This window comes from Streptomyces sp. NPDC051561 (genome assembly GCF_044454195.1).
GTDB lineage: Bacteria > Actinomycetota > Actinomycetes > Streptomycetales > Streptomycetaceae > Streptomyces.
Map to the genome: position 1 here is coordinate 118,990 of NZ_JBITDM010000021.1, position 24,156 is coordinate 143,145.

General features: G+C 69.7%; 20 protein-coding genes, 1 tRNA gene and 1 riboswitch. Of the genes, 9 read left to right on the top strand and 12 right to left on the bottom strand.

The window, feature by feature from the left end; all coding sequences use genetic code 11:
- Window positions 1-100 precede the first annotated feature (100 nt).
- The 5 genes from ACIA73_RS33290 to ACIA73_RS33310 form a co-directional block, all read right to left on the bottom strand.
- Window positions 101-568 carry a nuclear transport factor 2 family protein gene (locus ACIA73_RS33290; RefSeq protein WP_399442625.1) on the bottom strand — a complete coding sequence of 156 codons (468 nt, stop codon included), beginning with the start codon at window positions 566-568 and terminating at the stop codon, window positions 101-103.
- A 146-nt stretch (window positions 569-714) separates the two neighbouring features.
- Window positions 715-3,912: an amidohydrolase family protein gene (locus tag ACIA73_RS33295; protein ID WP_399442626.1), complete on the bottom strand. Its 3,198-nt coding sequence runs from the start codon at window positions 3,910-3,912 to the stop codon at window positions 715-717.
- Window positions 3,913-4,085: 173 nt separating this feature from the next.
- Window positions 4,086-4,679 (bottom strand): lytic polysaccharide monooxygenase, encoded by a 594-nt coding sequence (locus ACIA73_RS33300; protein ID WP_399442627.1) that lies wholly within the window; start codon window positions 4,677-4,679, stop codon window positions 4,086-4,088.
- A 203-nt stretch (window positions 4,680-4,882) separates the two neighbouring features.
- On the bottom strand, window positions 4,883-5,941 hold the full coding sequence (locus ACIA73_RS33305; RefSeq protein WP_399442628.1) for an SPFH domain-containing protein: 1,059 nt from the start codon (window positions 5,939-5,941) through the stop codon (window positions 4,883-4,885).
- Window positions 5,938-7,131, bottom strand: coding sequence for a peptidoglycan-binding protein (locus ACIA73_RS33310; protein ID WP_399442629.1), 1,194 nt, complete (start codon window positions 7,129-7,131; stop codon window positions 5,938-5,940). Before ACIA73_RS33310 ends, ACIA73_RS33305 begins: the two co-directional genes overlap by 4 nt.
- 128 nt (window positions 7,132-7,259) lie before the next feature.
- On the opposite strand from ACIA73_RS33310, the gene ACIA73_RS33315 reads away from it, so the two are divergent.
- From ACIA73_RS33315 to ACIA73_RS33325, 3 genes are all read left to right on the top strand, one after another.
- Window positions 7,260-7,333: transfer RNA gene (locus ACIA73_RS33315), tRNA-Lys, on the top strand.
- A gap of 407 nt (window positions 7,334-7,740) precedes the next feature.
- On the top strand, window positions 7,741-9,732 hold the full coding sequence (locus tag ACIA73_RS33320; protein ID WP_399442630.1) for a glycosyltransferase family 2 protein: 1,992 nt from the start codon (window positions 7,741-7,743) through the stop codon (window positions 9,730-9,732).
- Window positions 9,729-11,672 (top strand): galactose oxidase-like domain-containing protein, encoded by a 1,944-nt coding sequence (locus tag ACIA73_RS33325; protein WP_399442631.1) that lies wholly within the window; start codon window positions 9,729-9,731, stop codon window positions 11,670-11,672. The genes ACIA73_RS33320 and ACIA73_RS33325 overlap by 4 nt, the downstream gene beginning before the upstream one ends.
- A gap of 83 nt (window positions 11,673-11,755) precedes the next feature.
- Here ACIA73_RS33325 and ACIA73_RS33330 read toward each other — a convergent pair whose 3' ends face one another.
- Window positions 11,756-12,769, bottom strand: coding sequence for a glycoside hydrolase family 6 protein (locus tag ACIA73_RS33330; protein WP_399442632.1), 1,014 nt, complete (start codon window positions 12,767-12,769; stop codon window positions 11,756-11,758).
- 350 nt (window positions 12,770-13,119) lie between these two features.
- On the opposite strand from ACIA73_RS33330, the gene ACIA73_RS33335 reads away from it, so the two are divergent.
- The 4 genes from ACIA73_RS33335 (at window position 13,120) to ACIA73_RS33350 (ending at window position 16,323) form a co-directional block, all read left to right on the top strand.
- Window positions 13,120-13,881, top strand: coding sequence for an ANTAR domain-containing protein (locus tag ACIA73_RS33335; RefSeq protein WP_399442633.1), 762 nt, complete (start codon window positions 13,120-13,122; stop codon window positions 13,879-13,881).
- A 59-nt stretch (window positions 13,882-13,940) separates the two neighbouring features.
- Complete coding sequence (locus tag ACIA73_RS33340; RefSeq protein ID WP_399442634.1) at window positions 13,941-14,720, top strand: GAF and ANTAR domain-containing protein; 780 nt, start codon at window positions 13,941-13,943, stop codon at window positions 14,718-14,720.
- Window positions 14,721-15,089: 369 nt separating this feature from the next.
- Window positions 15,090-15,224: riboswitch (cobalamin riboswitch) on the top strand.
- A 32-nt stretch (window positions 15,225-15,256) separates the two neighbouring features.
- Window positions 15,257-15,499 carry a CbtB-domain containing protein gene (locus ACIA73_RS33345; protein ID WP_399442635.1) on the top strand — a complete coding sequence of 81 codons (243 nt, stop codon included), beginning with the start codon at window positions 15,257-15,259 and terminating at the stop codon, window positions 15,497-15,499.
- A 17-nt stretch (window positions 15,500-15,516) separates the two neighbouring features.
- Window positions 15,517-16,323, top strand: a complete 807-nt coding sequence (locus ACIA73_RS33350; RefSeq protein WP_399442636.1) for a CbtA family protein — start codon at window positions 15,517-15,519, stop codon at window positions 16,321-16,323.
- Here ACIA73_RS33350 and ACIA73_RS33355 read toward each other — a convergent pair.
- From ACIA73_RS33355 to ACIA73_RS33380, 6 genes are all read right to left on the bottom strand, one after another.
- Window positions 16,278-16,964, bottom strand: coding sequence for a class F sortase (locus ACIA73_RS33355; RefSeq protein ID WP_399442637.1), 687 nt, complete (start codon window positions 16,962-16,964; stop codon window positions 16,278-16,280). The genes ACIA73_RS33350 and ACIA73_RS33355 overlap by 46 nt on opposite strands.
- 28 nt (window positions 16,965-16,992) lie before the next feature.
- Window positions 16,993-17,541 carry a hypothetical protein gene (locus ACIA73_RS33360; RefSeq protein WP_399442638.1) on the bottom strand — a complete coding sequence of 183 codons (549 nt, stop codon included), beginning with the start codon at window positions 17,539-17,541 and terminating at the stop codon, window positions 16,993-16,995.
- Window positions 17,542-17,665: 124 nt separating this feature from the next.
- The gene (locus ACIA73_RS33365) at window positions 17,666-18,445 is read right to left on the bottom strand and encodes an HAD-IIA family hydrolase (RefSeq protein WP_399442639.1); all 780 of its coding nucleotides are present in this window, start codon (window positions 18,443-18,445) and stop codon (window positions 17,666-17,668) included.
- An 89-nt stretch (window positions 18,446-18,534) separates the two neighbouring features.
- Complete coding sequence (locus tag ACIA73_RS33370; RefSeq protein WP_399442640.1) at window positions 18,535-20,037, bottom strand: alkaline phosphatase family protein; 1,503 nt, start codon at window positions 20,035-20,037, stop codon at window positions 18,535-18,537.
- A 577-nt stretch (window positions 20,038-20,614) separates the two neighbouring features.
- Entirely contained in the window at window positions 20,615-21,295 is a 681-nt protein-coding gene (locus ACIA73_RS33375) for a recombinase family protein (RefSeq protein WP_399442641.1), read from the bottom strand.
- Window positions 21,296-21,527: 232 nt separating this feature from the next.
- The gene (locus ACIA73_RS33380; protein ID WP_399442642.1) at window positions 21,528-22,535 is read right to left on the bottom strand and encodes a recombinase family protein; all 1,008 of its coding nucleotides are present in this window, start codon (window positions 22,533-22,535) and stop codon (window positions 21,528-21,530) included.
- A 309-nt stretch (window positions 22,536-22,844) separates the two neighbouring features.
- On the opposite strand from ACIA73_RS33380, the gene ACIA73_RS33385 reads away from it, so the two are divergent.
- Both ACIA73_RS33385 and ACIA73_RS33390 read left to right on the top strand, forming a co-directional pair.
- Window positions 22,845-23,270 carry a p23/wos2 family protein gene (locus ACIA73_RS33385; RefSeq protein ID WP_399442643.1) on the top strand — a complete coding sequence of 142 codons (426 nt, stop codon included), beginning with the start codon at window positions 22,845-22,847 and terminating at the stop codon, window positions 23,268-23,270.
- A 156-nt stretch (window positions 23,271-23,426) separates the two neighbouring features.
- On the top strand, window positions 23,427-23,876 hold the full coding sequence (locus ACIA73_RS33390) for a hypothetical protein (RefSeq protein ID WP_399442644.1): 450 nt from the start codon (window positions 23,427-23,429) through the stop codon (window positions 23,874-23,876).
- The last annotated feature ends 280 nt before the right edge of the window (window positions 23,877-24,156 follow it).

A 24,156-nucleotide genomic window follows, 5' to 3' on the forward strand; every position in this document is an offset into this window, starting at 1 on the left:
GCCTTGCAGGGAACACCCGGAAACACCTGGAAACACCTGGACACACCTGGACACACGAAGAAGGGGGCCCCGGCCGGGGCCCCCTTCCCGCGCTCGCTCCTCAGCCCGCGACCACCGGCTCGTCCCGGTGGATGACCCGCTCCCGGGTGTACAACTGGCCGCCCCTGCGCACCAGTTCGTCCTCCACGGTGAACGTCGGCTGGAAGGACACCTTGCCCTCCGAGTCGGTGAGCGTCACCAGCGTGTAGTACGACACCCGGACCGTGTCGGCGTCGTTCCCGTCCACCTCGATCAGCAGGTGGTCGAACCAGTGCCGTACGGCGATCCCCCGGTAGCGCGGCAGACTGGCCCGCATCCCGGCGACCATCTCGGCCCGCCCGGACTGCCGGTTGCCGCCCGCGTGCACGACCGCCCCGTCCTCGGTGAAGGTGTCCGCGAACCCTTCGATGTCGAGGCTGTCGACCCGGCGCATCTGGTGGGCGTAGAAGGTCTGCACCTCCGCGTAGAGGTCCCCGCTGACCTGCGGGACGGCTGTCCTGACCGGCTTGGGCACGACCGTCTGCGACATGGCGAAGACTCCCCTTCCATGAGCGTCGCGCCGCCCGACCGGCGGCGCACCCGCCCGCTCACGCTGCCGCCCCGCCCTCCAGCCGCACTGGAGCGCGGGTCGGCACCATCGCACGCCTGCCCGTCAGCCCGTCAGCCCGTCAGCCCCTAGCAGCACCCGTCCCTGCGCATCTGGTCACTCACCTCGTGCCAGTGCGCCGCCATGCCGTCCCGCTCGTCCCGCGAAGCCGCCCCCCGGTACGTCTTCCTCTTCTCGTACGTCGCCGTCAGTGCGCCCCGCTCATGGACCCGGCCGCCCACCAGCACCCCGGAGATCTTCACCAGGTCGTCGAAGTCGGCGAACGGATTCCCGTCGACCAGCGTGAGATCGGCGATCTTCCCCACCTCGACCGACCCCAACTCCCGCTCCGCGCCGTACAGTTCGGCGGCCGACAGGGTCACCGTCCGCAGCGCCTGTGCCGCACTGAGCCCGTGCCGTACCAGCGCCCGCAGCGACACGTGCAGCGGCAGCCCGACCGGGACGATCGGGGTGTCGGTACCGAGCGCCATCCGGCCGCCGCCCTCGATCACCCGCCGGTAGGAGTCCAGTTCGCGGCGCAGCACCAGCCGGTCGGTGTCCGTCGGGGGCCTGGCCGCCCCCGCGCGGAGCACCGCCGCGTCCCAGGGCGGCATCATGACCGTCACCCTCGGGTCGTCGGCCAGCTCCGGGAAGTCCCCCAGCAGCACCTGCGCGGTGAAGGGGGTGGCGAGCAGCTTGAGGCCGCCCTCCGTGTAGTTGATGAGGGTGTCCTGGTAGGTGAGCTGTTCGCTGGTGGTGCCGTGTCCCCGGTCGGCGCGTTCGGTGGCGGTGAGATGGCTGGTCAGGTCCTGGCCCGCCTGGGTGCCCTGTGAGGCGAGGTGCGAGCCGGACATCGCGCCGAGCCGCCGGTGGCCGAAGCGGGCGGCCTGCTCCATGTACGCCATGGGGGCGCGGACGTAGGTCTTCACGAAGTCCCAGTCCAGTGCCTGCCCGCGCGCCAGCGACCGCCCCAGCCCCTCGGAGGTGCGGTGCGCGCGCCCCATGCTGTAGGCGACGCGCGGCCCGTCGAGGAGTTCGCCGGTGGTGAGCAGCCGGGGTCCGGCGAGGCGTCCGGCGACGATGTCCTCCCGGATGCGGGCCTGTTCGTAGCTGAATCCGGCGAGCGAGACGGCGGTGGTGATGCCGTAGGCGAGGAAGACGGCGCTCTGCCGGGCGCCGTAGGTGTAGGCCCAGGGGTGGGTGTGGGAGTCCCAGAGGCCGGGCAGCACGGTCTGCCGGGAGGCGTCGATGCGGCGGGCGGCGGTGCGGTGCGCCCGGTGGGGTTCGACGGAGGTGATGCGGCCGTCGCGGATCAGGATGTCGACGTCGGTGCGCAGGCGGCCGTCGGTGCGGGTGCCGTCCCAGAGGCGGCCGGCGTGGATGACGGTGTCGACGGGGGTGGAGCGCCGGTAGTCGAGCCGTACCGGAATCGCCCGGCCGGCCCCGCCGTCGACCGTGGTCAGCCGCACCTCACCCTCCGCGAGGTACAGCAGCCGCCGGGAGTCGGCGGCCCAACTGGGGTGGTCCGCACCCAACTCGGAGATCGCCCGGGCCTCCCCCGCCGGGCTGCCGTCCCCCTTCACCGGCAGCACCCACAGCGCGGACTCGCTCACACAGGCCAGCCACTTCCCGTCCGGTGACCAGGCGGGCCCCGACGCGTACCGGTCGGAGAGCGAGCCGAAGCGGGCGAAGGGGTGCAGGGCCGAGGCGCCGGTGGCGGTGTCGATGACCCGGATGAGGTTGTAGCCCTCGCGGTAGCGGTTGTTGAGCCGGTTGCGGTCGCAGTAGGCGAGGTGGCGGCCGTCCGGGGACCAGCTCGGCGGACCGGGCAGCCCTCCCCCGCCGAGCGGGGCCGCGATCACCTTCTCGGTCCCGGCGGCCAGGTCCCGTACGACCAGTCCGCCCGCCATGTCGAGGCACGCCAGCCGGGTGCCGTCCGGGGAGAGCGCGGGGTGGGTGCGGCCCCCGCCGGCCAGCAACTCGTCCTTGCCGGTGTCCGGTTCGTACCGCCGCACCCCGTTCAGCCCGTCGCGGTCGTCGACGTACAGCAGCGACTTTCCGTCCCTGCTCCAGGAAGGCCCTTGGAGGTACGTCGTCGGGGCGCCCCGCACCACCCTCCTCGGCCTGGCGCCGCGCCCGGAAGTCGACTGGATCCACAGCGAGTTGAGAGCGACGAAGGCGAAGGAGCGGCCGTCGGGGGCGAGCGCGGGCTGCTGGATGCCGCGCACCTGACGGGTGCCGCGCGGCTCCAGGTCGTAGCGCTTGATCCGGTACGAGGGCCGGTCGACCGGCAGGGTCGCGTCGAAGCCGATCGGCCGGGCCCCGGGCGCCCGGTGCGGGGTGACGATCTGGAACTGGCCGTCGAGGGTGACCAGCATCCGGTTCTCGTCCAGCCAGCGCGGCGGGGAGTCGGCGAGCGACCCTTCGACAACGGCCGGCCTTCCGTCGACGATAAGGCTGATCACTTCGAAACGTCCCTGGCCGGAGGGGTTGGTGCGCAGCCAGGCGGTGCGTCCGGCCGGGGAGACGGCGGGGGCCAGGACACTGCCGGGGCCCGCCTCGGCGGGTTCGGCGTGCACGACGGTGACCGGTCCTGCGCCGCCCCGGGCGGGGGCGGCGGCGATCGTGCGGGTCTGGAGGGCGGTGCCCACCAGCACGCCCCGGACGAACAGCACACGGGCGCCGTCCGCGCTCCAGGTGGGGTCGAAGTCCTCCCAGGGCTTGTCCTGCCCCGGACCCGACTGGTCCGCCAGGCCGGTGAGCTGGGTGAGCCCGCCGCTCGCGACGTCGACCGTCCAGATGCGGTACGGGCTGCCCTTGACCGGGTCTCCGCCGCGCTCCGAGGAGAACGCCAGGCTGCGCCCGTCAGGGGACCAGGCGGGGCAGCGGTCGTCCCAGGGGCCTTCGGTGAGGCGGCGCAGTCCTGAGCCGTCGGCGTTCATCACCCACAGATGGAACTGGCCGCCCCGGAATCCGGCCACCGCGATCTGGCGTCCGTCGGGCGAGAAGACCGGCCGGTTGGGTTCCAGGTCCGGCGGGGTGAGGGCCTTCGCGGGCCTGCCGTCCTCGCCGAAGGACCACAGGATGTTCTGCACCTCGGCGACGTAGCGGCCCGCATGGCCGGTCGCCGCGCCGTTGGTGGCACGGGTGAAGTGCAGCAGCCGCCGCCCGCCGGCCGCCGCCGGTCCGGGTGCGGCGGCCCGGGCGGGGGCCGCACCGGCGGCGGCGCCTCCGCCCACGGCGAGAGCGGTTCCGGTCGCGGCCTGAAGGAACGTACGGCGTGGCATGGACGGCACGGTGTCTCCCTGGAGAGCCGGTGTCTCGACCCCGGTCGGATCCGGAGCCACACCAGCAAACATCCGCCCACCCGGTCACGTCCATGCCGCCTCGCCGCAACGGAGCGAGCCGCCCCGGACTGTGGGCCGGGACGGCTCGCTGAGGCACTGCGGGGAGGTCCGGATCAGAACTGGACGTCCGAGCAGGCGTAGAAGGCGTTGCTGGTGTCGTACACGTTCCACACCGCGAGGACGATGTGCTTGCCGGACTTGCCCGCCGGCAGCGTCCCCTGGTGGGTCAGGGTCGCGGGCGGCTGCTGGGCGTTGTACGGCACGTTGAGGAACGGCTGCGGGTCGAGGGACGCCCTGGTGAGCGGCTTGGACGGGTCCCAGCCCTGCTTGGTGATGTAGTAGCGGAAGTCCGAGGTGCGGTGCCGCGCGGTGAACTGCCAGCGGAACGAGTAGCTCTGCCCCGCCGACACCTTGGTCGCGGGCCAGGCCCCGCCGCGCGGGTCGTCCAGCTGCGCGAACCCGCCGTTGCCGCCGGCACAGATCTTGCCGTCGGCCGGACCCGACGCCGGGAAGCCCTTGGGGCCCTCGACGCTCTGCGGCTCCCACTGGATGGAGCCGCAGTTCGACACCGTGCCGTTGGCACAGAGTTTCTGCCGGCTGATGGGTGAGTCCGTGTAGCCGTGGCTGCTCGCGCCGCCGGTGGAGAGCACGGTGGCACCCGCTACCGCGAGCCCGAGGACGGCCGCGCTCATTGCCTTTTTTCGCATGCTTCGCTCCAGGAAGAACGTGGGGGAGTTCTGTGAGCCGTGCTGCGCGCGCATGGGTGGTACTGGTGCTGATACAGGTCTGGACCAAGTCCCAATGTATGGACGCCTGTTGAACATGTCCAGACCAATGTCCAAAGTCGGGAACACCTAAGAGGGCGCCCCCGCGGTACTCGCGGGGGCGCCCTGCGAAGCTGACGGGAGGGTTACGTCCCGGAGAGGTACGCCACCGTCAACTCCCGTACCAGCGACTTTCGTTCGTAATCGTCCAGCTCTCCGGCGAGCCCGCGGGCGGTCAGCCGGTTCATGGTGTCCTCCACCGCGTCCACCACCTGCCCGAGCGCCTTCTCCCGCTGCTGCGCGTCCAGCGCCGCGACCTTCCTGCGGCGCATCGCGTCGGCGACCTCGGGGGCGTACTCGATCCGTACCGGCTGCACCGAGAACACCTCCATCCCGGCCCCCGCGGTCCGCGCCGCCAGCTGCCGGGTCAGCGCGTCCCCGATCGCCGCCGTCTCCCGCACCCCGTCGGCCGGCACCTGGGTCAGCACCCTGGCCAGTGCCGCCTCCACCTGCCCGCACAGATACCCCGTGTGGTCCGCCACCGACAGGGTCGCCCGCGCGGTGTCCGCGACCCGCCACACCACCAGGACCACCACCCTCAGCGGCATCCCGTTGCGGTCCACCGCCGCCAGCGGCTCACTCCGCCAGTGCTTCAGCCGTACGTCCACCCGGTGCCGCACCAGCAACGGGCTCAGCCACATCAGCCCCGTCCGCCGCACACTCCCCCGGTACCCCCCGAACAGCGTGAGCACCGAGGCATACCCCTCCCGCCCCCGCGCCAGCCCGCCGAACGCGCACAGCCCCAGCGCCGCCAGCCCCGCGAACAGCCCCCACCCCGCGCGCCCGATCCCGTCGTACGCGTGGAACGGCAGCCCAAGACCCGCCCGCACCGGCCCCGGCAGCAGCCCCACCCACCACAGGGTCGCGGCACCCCCGGCCAGCGCCCCGAGCCCGACGCCCAGCGCCGCCCACCCGGGAAGCGCGGGCCCGGGCCGCTCGACCAGACCCGCCCCGAGGGGAGCGGCGACCGCCTTCGCTCCCCTCTCACCCCGCTCCCCCTTCACCCGCTCCTGCTCCCCCGTCCCCTTCCGCCGCCCCACCACGGTCGCCCCGGCCGCCACCGTGGCGGCCCCGGCCGCGTCCCGGTAGAGAAGGTGTACGGGAATCTCGGTCGTCGACTCGTTCCTGATCACGGGATCCCTCATCGCTGTGTCCCCTCATTGGCCTCATCGGCCGTGAACAACCGCCGCCACGTCTCCGGCCCCGGATATCCGTCGGCCTCCGCGCCCCGCCACCCCTGCGCCCGCTGGAACGCCTCCACATTGCGCCGGTCCGCCTCGCCCCACCGCGGACTCGGCCCCTCCTTGAAATGCGCGCCGAACCCCTTCTCCACCAGCTGCCGGCCCAGCTGCTCCACATACGTACTGGAACGGCCCGGCCGGAAGTGCTCGGTCCCGGGGAACGCCGGCACGCCCCGCGCGCCCTGCGGTGCGACTGCGCCGATCAGCCCCTTGTAGCGGTAGCCCACATAGCGCTCGGCGTTCTTCCAGTAACCGATCGGGGTGGCCTGCTTACGGGTGGTGGGGCGGGTCTGCTCGTAGGCGAGGTAGTGGTCGTGGGTGTAGTCCGTCCAGCCGCCGAAGATCGTGACGTGCGAGCCGTCGTGCGGGTCGTCGGCGTTGTGGAAGAGCAGGATGTCCCCGGGCTGGAGCTGGTCGCGGGGCACCTTCACCCCGTACTCGGCGAGCGAGCCGGTCCACTCGTTGCCGCTGAGCCCCCAGGCCATCGAGACGTACCCGGAACAGTCCTGCCGGTAGCCGTCCTTCCAGTACTTGTCCATGCTGTACGGCACCTTGGCCGCCACCCAGGTCTTGGCCCGCATCACGATGTCGGCCCGGGTGGCGGGCTTCAGCTTCGGCGTCGCGGCCACCCCACCGGGCCCCGGAGCCCCGGACGAACCCGTCGCCACCTGCGCCTTTCCGTGCAGCGGCGCGGCCTGACCCTGGGGCGCCGGGGTGTCGGACGGGCCACCCTCCCCCCGTAGCGCCGCCTCCCTCTCCTTCCTCCCCTTCTTCCTCTCCTTCTTCTCCTCGGCCACGGTGGCCCGCTTTGGGGCGTGGTGTGCGGAGTGGTCGTGGTCGGAGTGGTCGTGGTGCACGGAGTGGTCGTGGGGCCCCTCGCACTCGGCGAACCGGCCCATCGCCCCGGCCGCTCCCCCGCCACCCAGCACCGCCGAAGCCGCGGTCGCCAGCACCAGGGCGCGGCGGACGCCGCGGGACGCGGGGTGAGCGCCGTCACGTACCGCGAGCGCGCCCGTCCTGCGGATACGGCGCCGGCTCACGCATCCGGCACAGGGACAGTCGGCGGCGGGCTGAATCTCCTCGAACTCGATCACAGGCCGAGTGTCCCAACTGCCCGGACATAACGCATCTTGACGGTACGAAATATTTACTTACGGACATACCGGTCGGCCACTGGTTCAAACCACTCCGGAGCATCCGGTAGAGTTCTCCGAGTCAGCAGGCGCCGCTAGCTCAGTTGGTTAGAGCAGCTGACTCTTAATCAGCGGGTCCGGGGTTCGAGTCCCTGGCGGCGCACGCGCAACCGAGACCCTTCCACCACCGGTGGGAGGGTCTCGGTCATTCCCACGGGTCCGGGCCCTCCCCGGCCCCGCCCCGGTACCCCGGCAGCCCTGCGATCAGCGACCCTTGCGATCACATGAAGAGTCGGGGAACCTATCCTGGAGCCAGTGGCTCCAATGGGGCGGACGGTTCGACGAGTTGAGGCTCGGCCGGCCGACGAGGGGATGGACGGGCTACGGGGTGGGGGCCCCTTTCACCCACGGATGTCGGGACGGGCATCATGCAACCGGAAGGTTGCCGTCCTGTGTCTGTGCTGATGGCGGCCCGACCAATGTTGCGTTCGAGACGGTCGAGGGGGACCGCCAACGAGCGAGATGACCTACGAACTCACGCAGCCAGCCTTGCGTGCGGGGGGATGACTCATGACGTCGACGCCGAGCGGCGCCGGGCAGTACCAAGACCCACAGCACGACCCCACCCAGACCACGCAGCTCCGGGTCCCCCCGCAGCTCGGGGCGAACGGGCCGGGTCGCCGAAAGCAGAAGGCGCTGCCCAGGTACGACTACGAGCACTACAGCCGCCTGGCCGGACCACTGACCCAGCCGGACCCCACCAAGCCGTACAAGGTCCAGTACCGGTCGCTGATCTCCCAGGAGCCGCACCGCATCAGAGCGGCCCTGCTGCTCGGCGCCGCCCCGCTGCTGTCGCTGGCGCTGTTCATCTGGCTGATGCAGCCGAGCCACTGGACCGACCGTGACCCGAACCTCCAGGACGACCTCCTGCGTGCGCTCGACGTCGTCATGCTGGTGTCCATCGGCCTGATCGAGCTCTTCCGCACGATGAACGTGCTCTCCAACGCGCACGCCACCCTCGTCGCCCGCGACCCGATCCCGGTGGTCCCCGAGACCGGCACCAAGGTCGCCTTCATGACCTCCTTCGTGCCCGGCAAGGAGCCGCTGGAGATGGTCACCAAGACCCTGGAGGCGGCGGTCAAGATCCGTCACCGGGGCCTGCTGCACATCTGGCTGCTCGACGAGGGCGACGACCCGGCGGTCAAGGAGGTCTGTGCCCGCCTCGGTGTCCACCACTTCTCCCGCAAGGGCGTCGCCAAGTGGAACCAGAAGAAGGGCGCCCACCGCGCGAAGACCAAGCACGGCAACTACAACGCCTGGCTGGACGCGCACGGTGACGACTACGACTACTTCGCCTCGGTCGACACCGACCACATCCCGCTCCCGAACTACCTGGAGCGGATGCTCGGTTACTTCCGTGACCCCAACATCGGCTTCGTCATCGGCCCGCAGGTCTACGGCAACTACGACACCTTCGTCACCAAGGCCGCCGAGTCGCAGCAGTTCCTCTTCCACGCCCTCATCCAGCGCGCGGGCAACCGCTACGGCGCCCCGATGTTCGTGGGCACCTCCAACGCGGTCCGCATCTCCGCGCTGAAGCAGATCGGTGGTCTCTACGACTCGATCACCGAGGACATGGCGACCGGCTTCGAGATCCACCGCGCCAAGAACCCGGCCACCGGCAAGAAGTGGCGCTCGGTCTACACCCCGGACGTACTGGCCGTCGGCGAGGGCCCCACCGCCTGGACCGACTTCTTCACCCAGCAGCTCCGCTGGTCGCGCGGCACCTACGAGACGATCCTCAAGCAGTACTGGAAGGGCTGGGGCACGCTGCCCCCGGGCAAGCTCTTCAACTACACGATGATGATCATCTTCTACCCGATGTCCGCCATGAACTGGATCCTGGCCGCGCTCTCCTGCGCGCTGTTCCTGGGCATGGGCGCCTCGGGTGTCCAGATCGACCCGGTCATCTGGATGATGCTGTACGGCAACGCCTCGGCCCTCCAGATCGGCCTCTACATCTGGAACCGCCGCCACAACGTCTCCCCGCACGAGCCCGAGGGCTCCGGCGGTCTCGCCGGTATGGCGATGTCCGCGATGTCCGCGCCGATCTACGCGCGCTCGCTGCTGGACGCCGTACTGCGCCGCAAGTCCAGCTTCGTGGTGACGCCCAAGGGCGACTCGTCCAGCCCGGACACGCTCTTCGGCACCTTCCGCATCCACATGTTCTTCATCGTGATCTTCGGCGGGTCCATCGTGGCCTCCTACTTCCTCGGCCACTCGCACCCCGCGATGGTCCTCTGGGCCTCGCTGGCCATGCTCGTCACGGCGGCGCCGGTGATCGCCTGGCGGCTCGGGATGCGCGAGGAGAAGAAGAAGGGCAAGCCGGGCCCGCAGCAGGGTCCCGGGGACGCCGGATCCGCCCCGGAGTTCGACCAGGGCGCCGGATACGGCGGACACCCCGGGCAGCACCCCGAGGGGCACGCGCCGCAGCAGAAGCCGAGCTGGGCCGCTGCCGATCAGACCATGCAGATCTCTTCCCTTGGGAGCCGTAAGAAATGAGTTTCCGTCCGAGCCGCCGGGCCAAGCGACTGTCGATCACGGCCGCGGTGGTCGTTGCTCTGGCGGCTTTCAACGGGCCCGCGCTGTACCGCTTCGGTTCGGAGCAGTACCACGAGTACAAGATCAACCGCCCCGAGTACAAGGCGGAGAACGGGCACTGGGACTTCCTCGACGTCCCGACCGACAAGAAGATCAACGCGATCCACTCCTCCTTGCTGCACACCGGCAAGGTGCTGCTGATCGCGGGCTCCGGCAACAACCAGAAGAACTTCGACGCGGGCAAGTTCGAGTCGATCCTCTGGGACCCCAAGGCCAACACGTACAAGAAGATCCCGACCCCGAAGGACATGTTCTGCTCGGGTCACACCCAGCTCGGCGACGGCAAGCTGCTGGTCGCCGGCGGCACCAAGCAGTACGAGAAGCTGGAGGGTGACGTCACCAAGGCCGGCGGCCTGATGGTGGTGCACAACGAGAACCCCGACAAGCCGATAACGCTGCCCGCGGGCACCGTCTTCACCGGCAAGAAGAACGGCAAGACCTACGTCACCAAGGACCCGGTCCTGGTGGAGAAGGCGAAGAAGGTGTTCGCCAAAACCGGCCCCAACAAGGGCCAGTTCCTGCGCAACGAGCCCGGTCTCGGCCGTATCTACGTCGAGGCCAGGCAGTCCGGCAAGCAGTACGAGTCGGGCGCCCAGGAGAACTACGCCATCCCCTCGCTGACCGGGAACGACGCCCGTAACACCTACGGCGTCGCCGAGAAGCTCGCCCTGGACAAGAAGGACTTCCAGGGCATCCGGGAGGCGTACGAGTTCGACCCGGAGACCGAGAGTTACGTGCCGGTCGACCCGATGAACGAGGCCCGCTGGTACCCGTCGCTGACCACGCTCAAGGACGGCAAGGTCCTGGCGACCTCCGGCCTGGACGAGATCGGCCAGATCGTCCCCGGCAAGGACGAGATCTACAACCCGAAGACGAAGTCCTGGAAGTACACCGGCTTCGAGCGGCGGCTGCCGACCTACCCGTCGCTGTTCCTGCTGGACAGCGGCAAGCTCTTCTACTCGGGCTCCAACGCCGGTTACGGCCCGGCCGACGTCGGCCGCGACCCCGGCATCTGGGACCTCAGCAACAACAGGTTCCAGAAGCTCCCGGGGATGAGCGACCCGGACCAGCTGGAGACCTCGGCCACGGTCATGCTGCCGCCCGCCCAGGACCAGAAGTTCATGGTGATCGGCGGCGGCGGCGTCGGCGAGTCGGAGAAGTCCACCGAGAAGACGCGCCTGATCGACACCAAGGCGGCCAACCCCTCCTTCAAGGACGGGCCCTCGCTGGACCGGGGCACCCGCTACCCCAGCGCCTCCCTGATGCCGGACGACTCGGTGCTGGTCACCGGCGGCTCGGAGGACTACCGCGGGCGCGGCGACTCCAACATCCTGGAGGCCCGCTCGTACGACCCGAAGTCCAACTCCTTCAAGCGGCTCGCGGACCCGAGCGTGGGGCGCAACTACCACTCCAGCTCGGTACTGCTGCCGGACGGCCGGGTCATGATCGCCGGTTCCGACTCGCTGTACTCGGACAAGGCCAACACCCGGCCCGGCGTCTTCGAGCAGCGGATCGAGATCTACACCCCGCCGTACCTCTACCGCGACTCGCGGCCCAAGCTCAGCGAGGGCCCGAAGAAGATCGCGCGGGGCGACTCGGGCACCTTCAAGACCCAGCACGCGTCGTCGATCAAGACGGCGAAGCTGATGCGGCCCAGCTCCGTGACCCACATGACGGACATGGACCAGCGCAGCATCGCACTGGACGTCAAGAAGTCGGCCGACGGCATCACGGTCACCGTCCCGGAGAACCGCTCGCTGGTGCCTTCCGGGTACTACATGCTGTTCGTGACGGACGACCAGGGAACGCCCTCCGAGGCGGTCTGGGTCGAGGTTCCGTAGGTTTCGAGCAGGTACGACGATGGGGCCCCCTCCTTGTGGAGGGGGCCCCATCGTCGTACCGCCTGCTTACGCCCGCCTGCTTCCTACTTGGCGTTCTTCGCCAGGCCCAGCGCGTAGTCCGCGAACCAGCGGCCGGCCTGCGGGCCGCCCTTGCACTCGCCGTCGGACTCACCGGGGCGCTTGACCCACAGGAACGCGTGCACCTGCTGGTCGCCGGTCTCGGTGGTGGGGGCCTCGCCGAGCGCCCGGCCCGGCGGGTTGCACCAGGGGTCCTTGAGCTGCTCCTTGACGGGACCGTTGCCGTTGCGGCTGGTGTCGATGACGAAGGGCTTGTTACCGACCTTCGCGGAGAGTTCCTTGCCGTACTTCTTGCTCTCCTCGGTGGAGTAGAAGTTCGACACGTTCACCGAGAAGCCGTCGGCCTGCTCGACGCCCGACCACTTCAGCGGCTCGAAGATCTGGTCCGGCTTGCCCCAGCCCGCGTTGCCCGCGTCCAGGTACACCTTGGTCTTCGGCTGCTGCTTGAGGGTCTTGATGGCGCCCTTGAGGAGGTCGTAGCGCTCCTCGTGGAACTTCTCAGGGGTGCACTGGTCGACCAGGTGCAGCACCGCGTCGGGCTCCAGGATCACCGTGGCCGGGCGGTCGCCGATGCCCTCGGCGACCTCCTTGATGAAGGTGCGGTAGGCGTCGCCGTCGGCGGCACCGCCACCGGAGAAGTTGCCGCAGTCGCGGTGCGGGATGTTGTAGACGACCAGGATCGCCTCGCGGTCGGCCTTGGCGGCGGCCTCGGTGAAGCCCTTGGCCTGCTCCTTGGCGTTCTCCGGGATGAGCCACTCGCCGGCCGGCTGCTGGGCGATCTTCTTGATCAGGTCCTTCTTGGCTCCGTCGCCCTCCTCGGCGAGCGCCTTGGCCGCCTTGGAGTCGGGGTTGACCCAGAACGGGTCGTCGCCCTTGGGCAGTTGGGAAACCGGCGGGTTGCTCCCCCCGTTCCCGCCCGTGGTGTCACCGTCGCCCGAAGTGCAACCGGTGAGCAGCAGAGCGGCCCCCACCGCCACTGCCCCCAGCGTTCGCACACGTCCGCTGCAACTGCCGTACATCGACTCCCCCTTGGGCGCCTCACGAAGACCGACCTCGCCGAAGGCCGTCTCGAACTGTTGACAAGAAATCCGAGGCAACCCCCCAGGCGCCCCTGCCCGGACACAACCGGTCGAATCCATCCTGACACACGGATCCCCACCCTCAGTAGGGGCGCCCACATCGTCGAGAAGCTGTTGCAACGCGTTCAACCAGCATCTTTACGGGCACCCGGTTACGATGAGGCAGCTCGGCCGACGCCGCGCCCCGCTGCGCAGAACTCTTCGGGAGCACTCCCCGGGGACTGCGGGCCCGATGGGCACGCAAGGGTCACACTTCGGATACCGCTTCGGACACCGCTCGGGAGGAGGCCGTGGTCAGCGCCCGTATGACCGCCCTTCTCGACGAGCTGGCGGTCCATCGCACCGCGGGACTCGACGCTTCCTTCGCCCGGCAGTGCGCCGAGGTCCTGGGAGTGGACGGGCTGGCCGTCACGCTGGCCGACGACAATCTCCAGGGCGAGCCCGTGTGGCTCTCCGGACCACCGGCCGCCCTCCTGGAGGACCTCCAGTTCACGCTCGGCGAGGGTCCCGGGCCCGATGCGCTGCGCACCGGGCGCCTGGTCCTGGACGGCGATCTGGGGCGGGTGCCCAGGGAGCGCTGGCCGGGCTTCCTGCCCGCCGCCCAGCAGCTGGGGCTGCGGGCGGTGTTCTCCGTGCCGTTGCAGATCGGGGCGATCCTGGTGGGGGTCCTGACCTGCCACCGGATGGCGGCCGGGGCGTTGGCGAAGGAGGCCCTCGCCGATGTGCTGGTCCTCGCCGACGCGCTGACGCTCACCCTCCTGGGCGGAACGAAGGTCCTCGACGGGGACGGCGGAACCGGGCGCGATCCAAGCCCCGGCAGCTGGCTCGCGCAGGACGCGGGGCTCTACCGTGCGGTGGTGCACCAGGCCACCGGCATGATCGCGGTACGGCTCTCGGTGCCCCCCGCGGCGGCCCTGGCACGGTTGCGGGCGTACGCCTACGCCACCGAGCGGCCCATCCTGGAGGTGGCCGGGGACGTGGTGGCACGGCGGCTGCTCTTCACCCCCGACGGAGCCCTGCGCGACGGGGACGACACCGAGCAGGCACGATGACCCTGTGGCAGCGCCAGGCGCGAGCCATCCGGCAGCACGACAGATGTGGGTGACCAGGCATGGACAGCAACGTGCGCGAACAACGGGTCGCGTCGGCCTTCGTCGAGCTCGCCGACACCCTGCTCGACGGTTTCGACGTGATCGACTTCCTCCAGCGGTCGGCGGCCCGCTGCGTCGAGCTGCTCGATGTGTCGGCGGCCGGGCTGATGCTGGTCAACCAGCGCGGGCAGCTGCAGGGCGTGGCATCCTCCGCCGAGAGCTCCCAGCTGACCGGACTGCTGGAGGTCCAGCAGGAGGAGGGCCCCTGCCTGGACTGTTTCCGCACGGGTACGGCGGTGGAGCCGGTCCTCCTCGGCGATCCGGCGACCGTGGCGCGCTGGCCGCTGTTCGCACCGCAGGCGGCGGCGCTGGGCAACGCGGCGACGTATGCGGTGCCGTTGCGGCTGCGTGAGCAGGTCATCGGCGCGCTCAACCTCTTCGTCGCCGCACCGGGGCCGGTGCCGGGACCCGGTGAGCTGGAGCTGGCGCAGGCCTTCGCGGACGCCGCGACCATCGGCATCCTCCAGCAGCGCACCCCCCAGCAGGACGAACTGCTGACCGGGCAGCTCCAGTCGGCGCTCAGCGGGCGGGTCCGCCTGGACCAGGCGAAGGGGATGGTCGCCGAGCGGTGGGGGATCTCGGTGGACGAGGGGTTCGACGCGGTACGTGCGTACGCGCGGAGCACCGGACGGCCGCTGTCGGAGGTGGCCACCGCCCTCGTGCAGGGAACGCTGGAGGTCTCCGCGGTCCCGGCCGAGCACCACAACGGGCTCAAGGCCAACGAAAAGGACATCCGTTGACCCCCTACGGGACACCCGCAGCAACTTTGCAGTGACTTTGCGTCAAATACACTATGGAGAACCGGGGTTCGCGGCTTTAGAGTGTGCGTGAGGCCCCAGCCCCTGGCCCGCAGAGCCGAGTTGCCGTCCATGAACCTCCCGCACAGACGCCGGGCTTCTCCCGCAGTCCGTGCGCGTGCGGTCGAGGACCAGCCCGGTCGGCGGCTCCGGGGGGAGCGAGCGGCCGGCCGGGCCAGGTACCCCTGAGACCGCCGGCCACCGAACCCTCCGCACGCACCCCGTACTCACCCTCCGCATCCCTCCGCGCCCCCTCCCGTGACGGGCGTCATTGACAGTGCATGGCCAGGCTGGGACTCTCCGGAGGACAACTCCACACATCGAGGCGACGGTGAACAGGAACTCCGGTGCGATTCCGGGGCGGTCCCGCCACTGTGACCGTACGGGCTGAATCAACTCATCTCCCGTACGGAAGTCAGGAACTGAACCGTCGTCCTCCTGCATTGGGGCGTGGAAACCCCAGAAGGAGGCTCCCCCGCATGTCTTCGCATGCCCAGCAGGCCCCGTCCGCGCAGGGCCAGTCCCTCACTGACGCGGACGCCCTCGCGTCCGCGACCACCCGCACCCGTGACCTGATGATCCTTCTCGCGGCGGCGATCGTCGCGCTGATCGCGCTGTACGCCGTGTTCATGGACAACGGCCAGATCATCTCCGCGACCGGCGACTACCTGCACGAGTTCTCGCACGACGGCCGGCACCTCTTCGGTGCCCCCTGCCACTGATCGGGGCCGTAAGCACCATGAGCAATCCCCTCCTTCCCCTGTTCGGCCGCGCGCTCGCGGCCGGCGGGGCGGCCGGTCTTGCCACCGGCCTGTTCTCCCTGCTGCTCGCCGAGCCACTGATGGACCGGGCGATCGTCCTCGAAGAGGCGCGCTCGGCAAAGGAAGAGGCCGCCGAGCACGCCCACGGTGCGGCTTCCGCCGCCACCCAGGGCCACGAGGAACTCTTCTCCCGTTCCGCCCAGCACTTCGGTCTGGTCGTCACGGCGGTGGTCGCCGGGCTCGCACTCGGTGCGCTGTTCGCGGTGGCGTACGCGCTGGTGCACCGCCGCGGCGGTCTGCTGGTACGGGCCTGGCCGCGCGCCCTGGCGTTCTGCGCGGCGGCGTTCGTCGCGGTGGCGCTGCTGCCGGGGCTGCGCTATCCGGCCGCCCCGCCCGGGGTCGGCGACTCCTCGACGGTGGCCCACCGGCAGGGTCTGTGGGTGGCCGCGGTGGTCATCGGCATCCTCGGCATGGTGCTGGCCTGGCAGGTGTACGTCCGCCTGGCCGGCCGGGCGGATCCGGTGCGGCACGGGGCGGTGTTCCTGACCGGGGCCGCCACTCTCGCCGTGCTGTTCCTGCTGCCGGGCAATCCGGACGAAGTACCCGTACCAGCAACCCTGTTGTGGGACTTCCGGGTGCTGTCGCTGGGCTCGCAGCTGCTGCTGTGGGTGGTGTTCGCTGCGGTCTTCGGCGGGCTCGGCCTGCGCGCGGCCGCCCGCCTCAACTCCCCCGCCCGGCCTCAGGACCTGGCGGCTGCCGGGGCCTCCGCGGCGCCGGTCAGGTAGGCGGAGACGACCACATTGGCCGTGTACGCACGGGCGTTGTGGTCGTACTTGCCGCCGCAGGTGATCAGCCGTAGTTCTGCCCGGCCGTCCTCGCGGGCGCCGTACACCTTCTTGGCGTCGAACTTCTCGCGGCTGAAGACCTGGACGTCGTCGATGGTGAATTCGGTGACGGAGCCGTCCGCTCCGGTGACCCTGACCTTTTCGCCGGGGCGGGCGGAGCTCAGTGGGTAGAAGACGGCCGGCTTGCTCCTGGTGTCGACGTGCCCGACGAGGAGGGCGACCCCGCCCGCCCCGGGGCGGGTGCCGTCGCCGAACCAGCCGACCGTGGAGGGCTGTTCGTACGGCGGCGGGTCGACGGCGCCCGAACCGTCGAGGCCGCGCGGTGCGATCGGTGCCGTGATGCCGAGCGAGGGGATGTCCACCCGCTTCGGTTTGACCCCGGTCACCGGGTCGTGGGCGTCGGGGAGTTCGATCTGCAGCAGTGGGCGTCCCACCGCGGCCACATCACCGGTGGTCGGCGCGCCACTGCCGCCAGGTCCATCGGTGAGGTCGCGGCCCCACAGCCACAGCCCGAGGAGCAGCACCGCCCAGGCGATACCGGTCAGCATCCGGCCCTTGCCGGAGGCGTGGTTCTCGCTCATGCCCGCTCCTCTCCCTTTCCCTCCCCCGTCAGTCGGTGGGGGAGCCCTGGGCGCGCCGACGCCGCACCGACCGTCCGGCGATGGCGACCGCGGCGACACCCGCGAGCCCGAGGCCGATCAGGGTGTGCGGGGTGCCTGGCCCGCCCGTCTCGGCCTCGGCGGCCAGTGCGGTGCCGCCGCCGCCCGCGCGGACCGGGGCGGTGGGGTGGACGCGGTGGTGCACGACGGTGACATTGCCACTGGCGGTGCCGGGGCCGTCCTCGCACTTGACGTCGATGCTGTAGTCGCGGCCCTGGGCGTCGGAGCGGATCCGGGCCTCGGCGAACAGGCCGCCGTCGGCCGCCGGATTGAAGTACGCGGGCGAGCTGAACGCCTCCGACGTGCCGATGGCCTTCTTGCCACCGCACACGCTGACCCGCAGATCCACCTCCCCACCCGCGGCGATGGTGGACGGGGTGACGGTGACACTGCCGTGGGACTCTTCGTTGTCCGCGACGGCGGCGAGGGCGGCGGACGCGGGGACGAGTACCGCCGCGAGCACCGCTCCCGCACACAGAGTGAGCTGTGATGAGCGCATTGTGAACCTCCTGGTATCCCCAAGATCCACGCGCTCACCCCATCCCGCATCCCCAACCGCCTGTCACTGCGCCGTCCGGGCCTTTACGGGTGATATAGGACCCTGTCCCCCGTCAGCCGGCCCCCTAGATCCGCTCCACCAAATCCGCGATCGACTCCACCACCGAGGACGGCCGGAACGGATACCGGTCAATATCGTCCTTCCCGGTCAGCCCCGTCAGCACCAGAAACGTCTCCATCCCCGCCTCCAGCCCCGCCAGCACATCGGTGTCCATCCGGTCGCCGATCATCGCGCTGGACTCGGAGTGCGCCCCGATCGCATTCAGCCCCGTCCGCATCATCAACGGATTCGGCTTCCCCGCGAAGTACGGATCCTTGCCGGTCGCCTTGGTGATCAGCGCCGCCACCGCTCCCGTCGCGGGCAACGGCCCCTCCGCCGAGGGCCCCGTCTCGTCCGGATTGGTGCAGATGAACCGCGCACCCCCGTTGATCAGCCGAATCGCCTTGGTCAGCGCCTCGAAGCTGTACGTCCGCGTCTCTCCGAGCACCACGTAGTCCGGCTCGTGATCCGTCAGCACATACCCGATGTCGTGCAGCGCCGTCGTCAGCCCGGCCTCCCCGATGACATACGCCGTCCCGCCCGGCCGCTGGTCGTCCAGGAACTGCGCCGTCGCCAGCGCCGACGTCCAGATGTTCTCCACCGGTACGTCGAGACCCATCCGCGCCAGCCGTGCGTGCAGATCACGCGCCGTGTAGATGGAGTTGTTGGTCAGCACCAGGAACGGCTTCCCGGTGTCCCGGAGCTTCCTGATGAAGGCGTCGGCCCCCGGAATCGGCACGCCCTCGTGGATGAGGACCCCGTCCATGTCGGTGAGCCAGGATTCGATCGGCTTGCGCTCTGCCATCTGACGGAACTCCTCGTACGCGGTCAAAAAGCGAAGGGGGGCGCGCACGACCTTGTGCACGCCCCCAGCCTAGTCAACCTCCGCTCCCGTCACCCCCTGCTGATCGAGACCCCGTCCACACTCCAATACCAGTTGTTCCCGCCGGTGTACCGGAAGTGCACCTGCGCCGAGGTCGCCCCCGCCGGCACCTGAAGCCTGACGCTCTCCACCCGCGACGAGGTGTCGGAGGTGTACGTCTTCACCACGGCAGGCGCCCCACCCCCGTACGACACCAGCACCTCCCCCTTCTGCGGCGCCTCGTGCCGGTAGTAGGTCGTGTACGTCAGCGCGGCCGTGCCCCCCGCCGTCACCGGGAACGCCGGGCTGATCAGCGTCGAGTCGAACGTCCCCGTAAAGCTCTTGTCCGTCCACTCGTCCCCGTCCGCGACCGCGAACACGTTCCGCGCCCGCACATTCAGCTCCCGCTGCTGGCTCTGCGCGGTCTTGGTCCAGAACTCGTCCGTGGTGAAGGACCAGCCGCGCCACTCGGTGACCCCGCCGGTACCCATCCTGGAATTGTCGATCCTCCAGCCGCTCGGCGGTACGTGCGTGAAGCCGAGCACCTCCGCCCCCACCCCGCCCTCGTCCACGGCCTTTTGCAGCGTCCCGCGCAGCGAGTCGAAGGAGTCCGGCACGGCCTGCTGCACGGCCCGCCCGTCCAGCCCCCACGCCGGGTCGACCGCCACCCCCAGGTGGTGCAGCGCGGACACCGCGATGTCCGGCATCCGCACGTCGTATCGCGTCGCCCCGGCGGGCAGCCCGGCCCCGCTCGCGATCATGAACGTCTGCCGCTCGTCCCAGCTGTCCCCGCCGTGACCGCCCCCGGCGGTGTGCCCGTGGTCGGCGGTGATCATGATCAGCCAGTCCTCGTTCCCGTACGAAGCCCGGGACTTGACCGCCGCGACGATCTGCCCGACCTGCGCGTCGACCCCCTTCAGCGCGTCCAGATACTGCTGGCTCGCATTGCCGTGCTCGTGCCCGGCGTGGTCGACGTTGTCGAGGTGCACGAAGACCGCGTCCACGTCCCCCTTGACCCTGGCGACGGCCCGGCTGGTCGTCCCCGCGTCGTACTCGCCGGACGGCGTCGACACCCGCTCGTCCACCTTCGCCGAGAAGATGATGTCGGTGACCGGGTTCCAGGAGGCCACCGCATACGTCTTCAGCCCCGGCTTCGCGGCCTCCACCCGGGTCAGGAAGTCCGGGTACCGAGCCAGGTTGTGCCCGGTGAAGTCGTTGTTCACCACCTTGTGCTTGTCCGGCCAGACCCCCGTGATGAGGGTCGACCAGCCGGGCCCGGACGAGGTCGGCGCCATCGGATTCGTATAGATGCTGCTGGGCGCGGTCACACCGGACGCCATCAGCGCGTCCAGGTTCGGCGCCTCGGCGTCCTTGATGCGCCGGATCATCGCCCCGTCGAGCCCGATGACGAGCACCTTGGGAACCCTGGCCGCACGAGCGGCGGCCGCCGCGGCCACCGAGGCCAGCGGTCCTGCGGTGGCGACCACTGCTGCGGCGCCAAGGAACACAGCGCGCCGAGAAATGCCTGAAGACATATCAATCTCCTGTGGGAGTAGGCCTGTTGCGCAGAAACAAACTGAACGAACACGGAACCGGACGGACGGGAACACGAAATCTTGGACCAGACCCGTTACCTTGACGTGATACCCACGACTGGTCCAGACCCTCGCAGCCAACCTTGGCCGAATGGTTACCGACAGACGTCCGAGCGGCTTCGGGGCGCGGGCCACCTGGGGGTCCAGCCAAGGTGAGCCCAAAAGGGGCAGTGGAATGATCTTGGTTGAGTGCGACGTAGGACCACGGGAGAGAAGAGGCAGTCGGGCGCTCTGGTCTGAGTGCGGCTGGTGGCATCAGGTGCCCGGGAAATCCCATGCGGAGTCGTGCCTCGCGCTGCCAGCATCGGAGCATGACCAGCAGCAGCACTACCACGCTCTCCTCCCGGCCAGGGCCGGAGCCCCGCCACGACGTTGATCTTGCACAGGTGATGTTCCGCCGGGCCGACATCGAGGCCCGGCGGGCCGCCGTGTATGCCGCGCAGGCAGAGCGGGAACGTGCCGCTGGCCTCAGCGGTATGGCCTCCGGGGAGGATCGGACCGGTTTTTGGCGGTACCCCTACGGGCACGGCTCGGCGGGGTGGGGCAGGGCCGGGGCGGTCGCTGCTGCGAGGGCGGGTCGGCCGTCCTTGAGCTCGGGGACGTACTTGTAGACGGTGTTGCGGGAGACGCCGAGGAGCTTGGCGATGGAGACGACGGTGTTCTCGGGGCGGGTGAGCAGGTCGCGGGCGTGGCGGATCTGCTCGGGCGTCATGGCGGCGGGGCGGCCCAGGCGGACGCCGCGGGCGCGGGCGGCGTCCAGGCCCTCGTGGGTGCCTTGGACGATGAGTTCGCGGATGAACTCCGCCAGGGCGGCGAAGACGTGGAAGACCAGGCGGCCGCCGGGGGTGGTGGTGTCCAGGCTCTCGTGCAGCGAGGTGAAGCCGACCTCTCGCTGGCGCAGTCCGGAGACCAGGGCGATGAGGTCCTGGATGGAGCGGCCCAGCCGGTCCATGGACGGCACGACCAGGATGTCGCCGGGCCGCAGGTAGTCCAGCGCCTTCCACAGCTCCTCGCGCTCCGCGTTCTTGCCGGACTTCTTGTCCGCGAAGATCCGTACGCAGCCGGCCTCGGTCAGCGCGTGCATCTGACGGTCCAGCAGCTGGGCCTTGGTCGAGACCCGGGCGTACCCGATCAGGGTCCCGGTCGCGGCGACGGGCTCGGTCGCGGGGTGCTCGGCATCCCGGGAGGTTGGCAGCATGGCGGGAAGTGTATCGAAATGGGTTGTCCCGACTTGTTGAGCACGCAGACTTTTTGACACCCTTTCTCGGACACTCAGCACTCTGAAAGATCGCAGGTCGGCGTTTCCGACGCCCCGTCACATGATCTTGTTCATATATCGGTGGTTTGTTGAACGGCCTTGGGGACCAACGGAACAGCCATTAGCGCTAAGCAATTGATCTTGTTCCCTGAGCCGCCGAGGTGAAGACGCCCTATCGCGTCTCGGTGTTCGGGTGGGGCTGGGACTGGAGGCGTTCGCGGAGGTCGATCTCCTCGGGGGTGAGCGGCTCTCCGGGCCGGCGGATGCGGACGGGCTGGGGCCGCAGCGGCAGACCGTCGTCCACCGCGGCGGCCTCGGCTTCCGCGAGGGCGCGGTAGAGCGAGGCGACCGAGGGGTGCTTGCCCGCGTTCTTCCCGACCTTGATGGTGAGCTTCTTCGCGATCTCGGGGACGGCCACGCCCTTGTCCTTGAGGGCGATGGCGAAGGTGAGCATGTCGTCGTCGATGACCTTCGGGCGTCCGCCGTGGTTGCCCTTGGACGCGGCGATGACCTGGCCTTCGAGGGTCTTCTCCCGGATGTAGTTGCGTTCGATCTGCCCGGCTACCGCGAGTACGGCGAAGAACATCGCGCCCATGCCGTTGGGGTCGTAGATCCCGGTGAGCGGCCCGGTGAGGAGTTCGAGCTGGATGCCGCCGGCCTGGAGCTCGGCGGACAGCGTCATCAGCTCGGCCGCGTTCCTGGCCAGACGCTTCAGCTCATGCACCGTGAAGATCACCGGCGTCTCCGGTGCGGCTTCCTTGAACTGGTGGGCCAGCGCGAGCGCCTTCTCCAGCTCCGGCCGCACCTTCACCCTGGTGCTGATCTGCTCCTTGAAGACCTTGTGGCACTCCGCCCGGTGGAGAGCTTCGAGCTGACTCGCCAGCTCTTGGCGGGCGGTCGACGTACGGGCGTACCCGACCCTCACCGGCCGCTCGGTGCGGGGCGCGGGCACGATCGCGAGCGCCGGGCCCTGCTTCCACGCGCGGCCGGGCGCGCGGTCGCCGGGGACGGGGATCTCCAGTTCCTCGCGGAGCGCGGGAACGAGGACGAAGCGCGGGGTGTGGTACTTCGCGGCGGTCTTCCCGCCCCGGGTGCGGCAGGCGCTGCCGGCGGGCGCGTCACAGTTCGGGCAGTCGTGACGTTCTACCGCAAGTGCGGCCTGATCGGGCGTCAAATCCATGGAGGCAGCCTCTCAGAAGTGCCTCGCACAACGTGAGGGTTTTGAGGGGACTTTTGCGAGTGGCGACCTGCGGAAACGTGATCACCCGGGGGCCGTTCGCAGAACTCTCACAGATGGTCATTTATGAGAATGCCGCTCGTGACCGCGACCCCCTGGCCGCAAGAGCCCGTTCGTGAACACGACGGAAGGTGCCGGTGGGGCACGTTGACTTGGGTGCCAGGGGTCATATTCAGGTGATCCGTACGTATCCCTCCTATTCTGGCTGCCACTTTAAGTAGTCGACCAACTACGAAAGCGAAGGGGGCGCTCGTGAGCACCCACCCCGAAGTCCTGTGGGCCCAGCGCAGCAGTGACACCGATGAGTCCTGGAACGTGGTGTACCTGACCGTCAACCTCCCAGGCATTCAGGAGGAGACGCTCAGGTTCGATTTGCAGCCCACGCGGGTCACGTTCAGCGCCTCCGCGGGCCGGGGGACGGACCGCCGCGACTACGCCTTCGACCTGGAGCTCTACGCCGACATCGTCCCCGAGCGGTCGACCAAGACGCTCAGCGCACGCGGCCTGTCGCTCGTGCTGCAAAAACGCGAGATGAAGCTGGAGTACTGGCCCCGCCTGACGAGCGAGAAAACGAAGTCCCCCTTCATCAAGACGGACTTCAGCAAGTGGGTGGATCAGGACGAGCAGGGCAATCCCGCCGGCGACGATGACCTCACCGACGTTCCCGGCTCCCTGTAACTGCTCGGTACGCCCGGGGGCGGCGGTAGCCAGGCACAAGAGCTTGTTGCGGCAGATGCGGTCCGCAGGCGTGCCCTTCGACGCTGTTGATCTTTAACCGGCCAGGGTGCGTCGTTCCTGACACCCCGCAACGCTGAACACGAAGGGCACCAGAACATGCGCAAGACCGTACTTGGCACGTTGATGGCCGCGATGGTGTGCGCCGCGATGGCGACCCCCACGTCGGCCGAAGCTCAGGCGCCCACCCGCGCGGCGCTGCGCGCGGAGGACGGGGTGACGTTCGCCTACGACGCAGCGCAGATCAACGAGGAAGGTGATCACGTCAGCTGGCGCTGGACCATGACGAACAACAGCGACGCCCCGGTATCGCAGGTGGTGCTCACCCACCAGATCTCACCCTGGCTGCCCCCCACCCGTCTGACCGGCCCCTGCGAAGTCGTGGGCGAGTCGGTCAAGTGCAGGTGGCAAACGCTCCAGCCCGGCGAACAGGCCGAAGGGAACATCGAGGCCGACCTGCCCGACGACCTCAACGGATCGGTGCAGATCAACGGCCGCATCACCTGGCAGAGCAGCAACGCGGCTACCTCCACGACCCCCCTGCCGTAAGAGCCACCGGACCGGGCGGCCCGAACCGGTGTCCCCTGCCCCGCGGGCACCTGCACCCGCGGGGCAGGGACAGGCCCTCGGGGAGGATCGGACCGGCCAGTAGCGACTCGCTCGGCGAGGTGACCGTCGGGCCCCAGGTCCAGTACAGCCTTGAGGGAGTGGCTTTGTAGGTGAGAACTGAGAACTGGGCTCTGGCAGCGATCACGGGGAGCCGTCACGCTCGGTGAGGGGACTGTTCGACTCCGGACTATGAACCGTGGTGCGCCGCGGTCCGGATCAC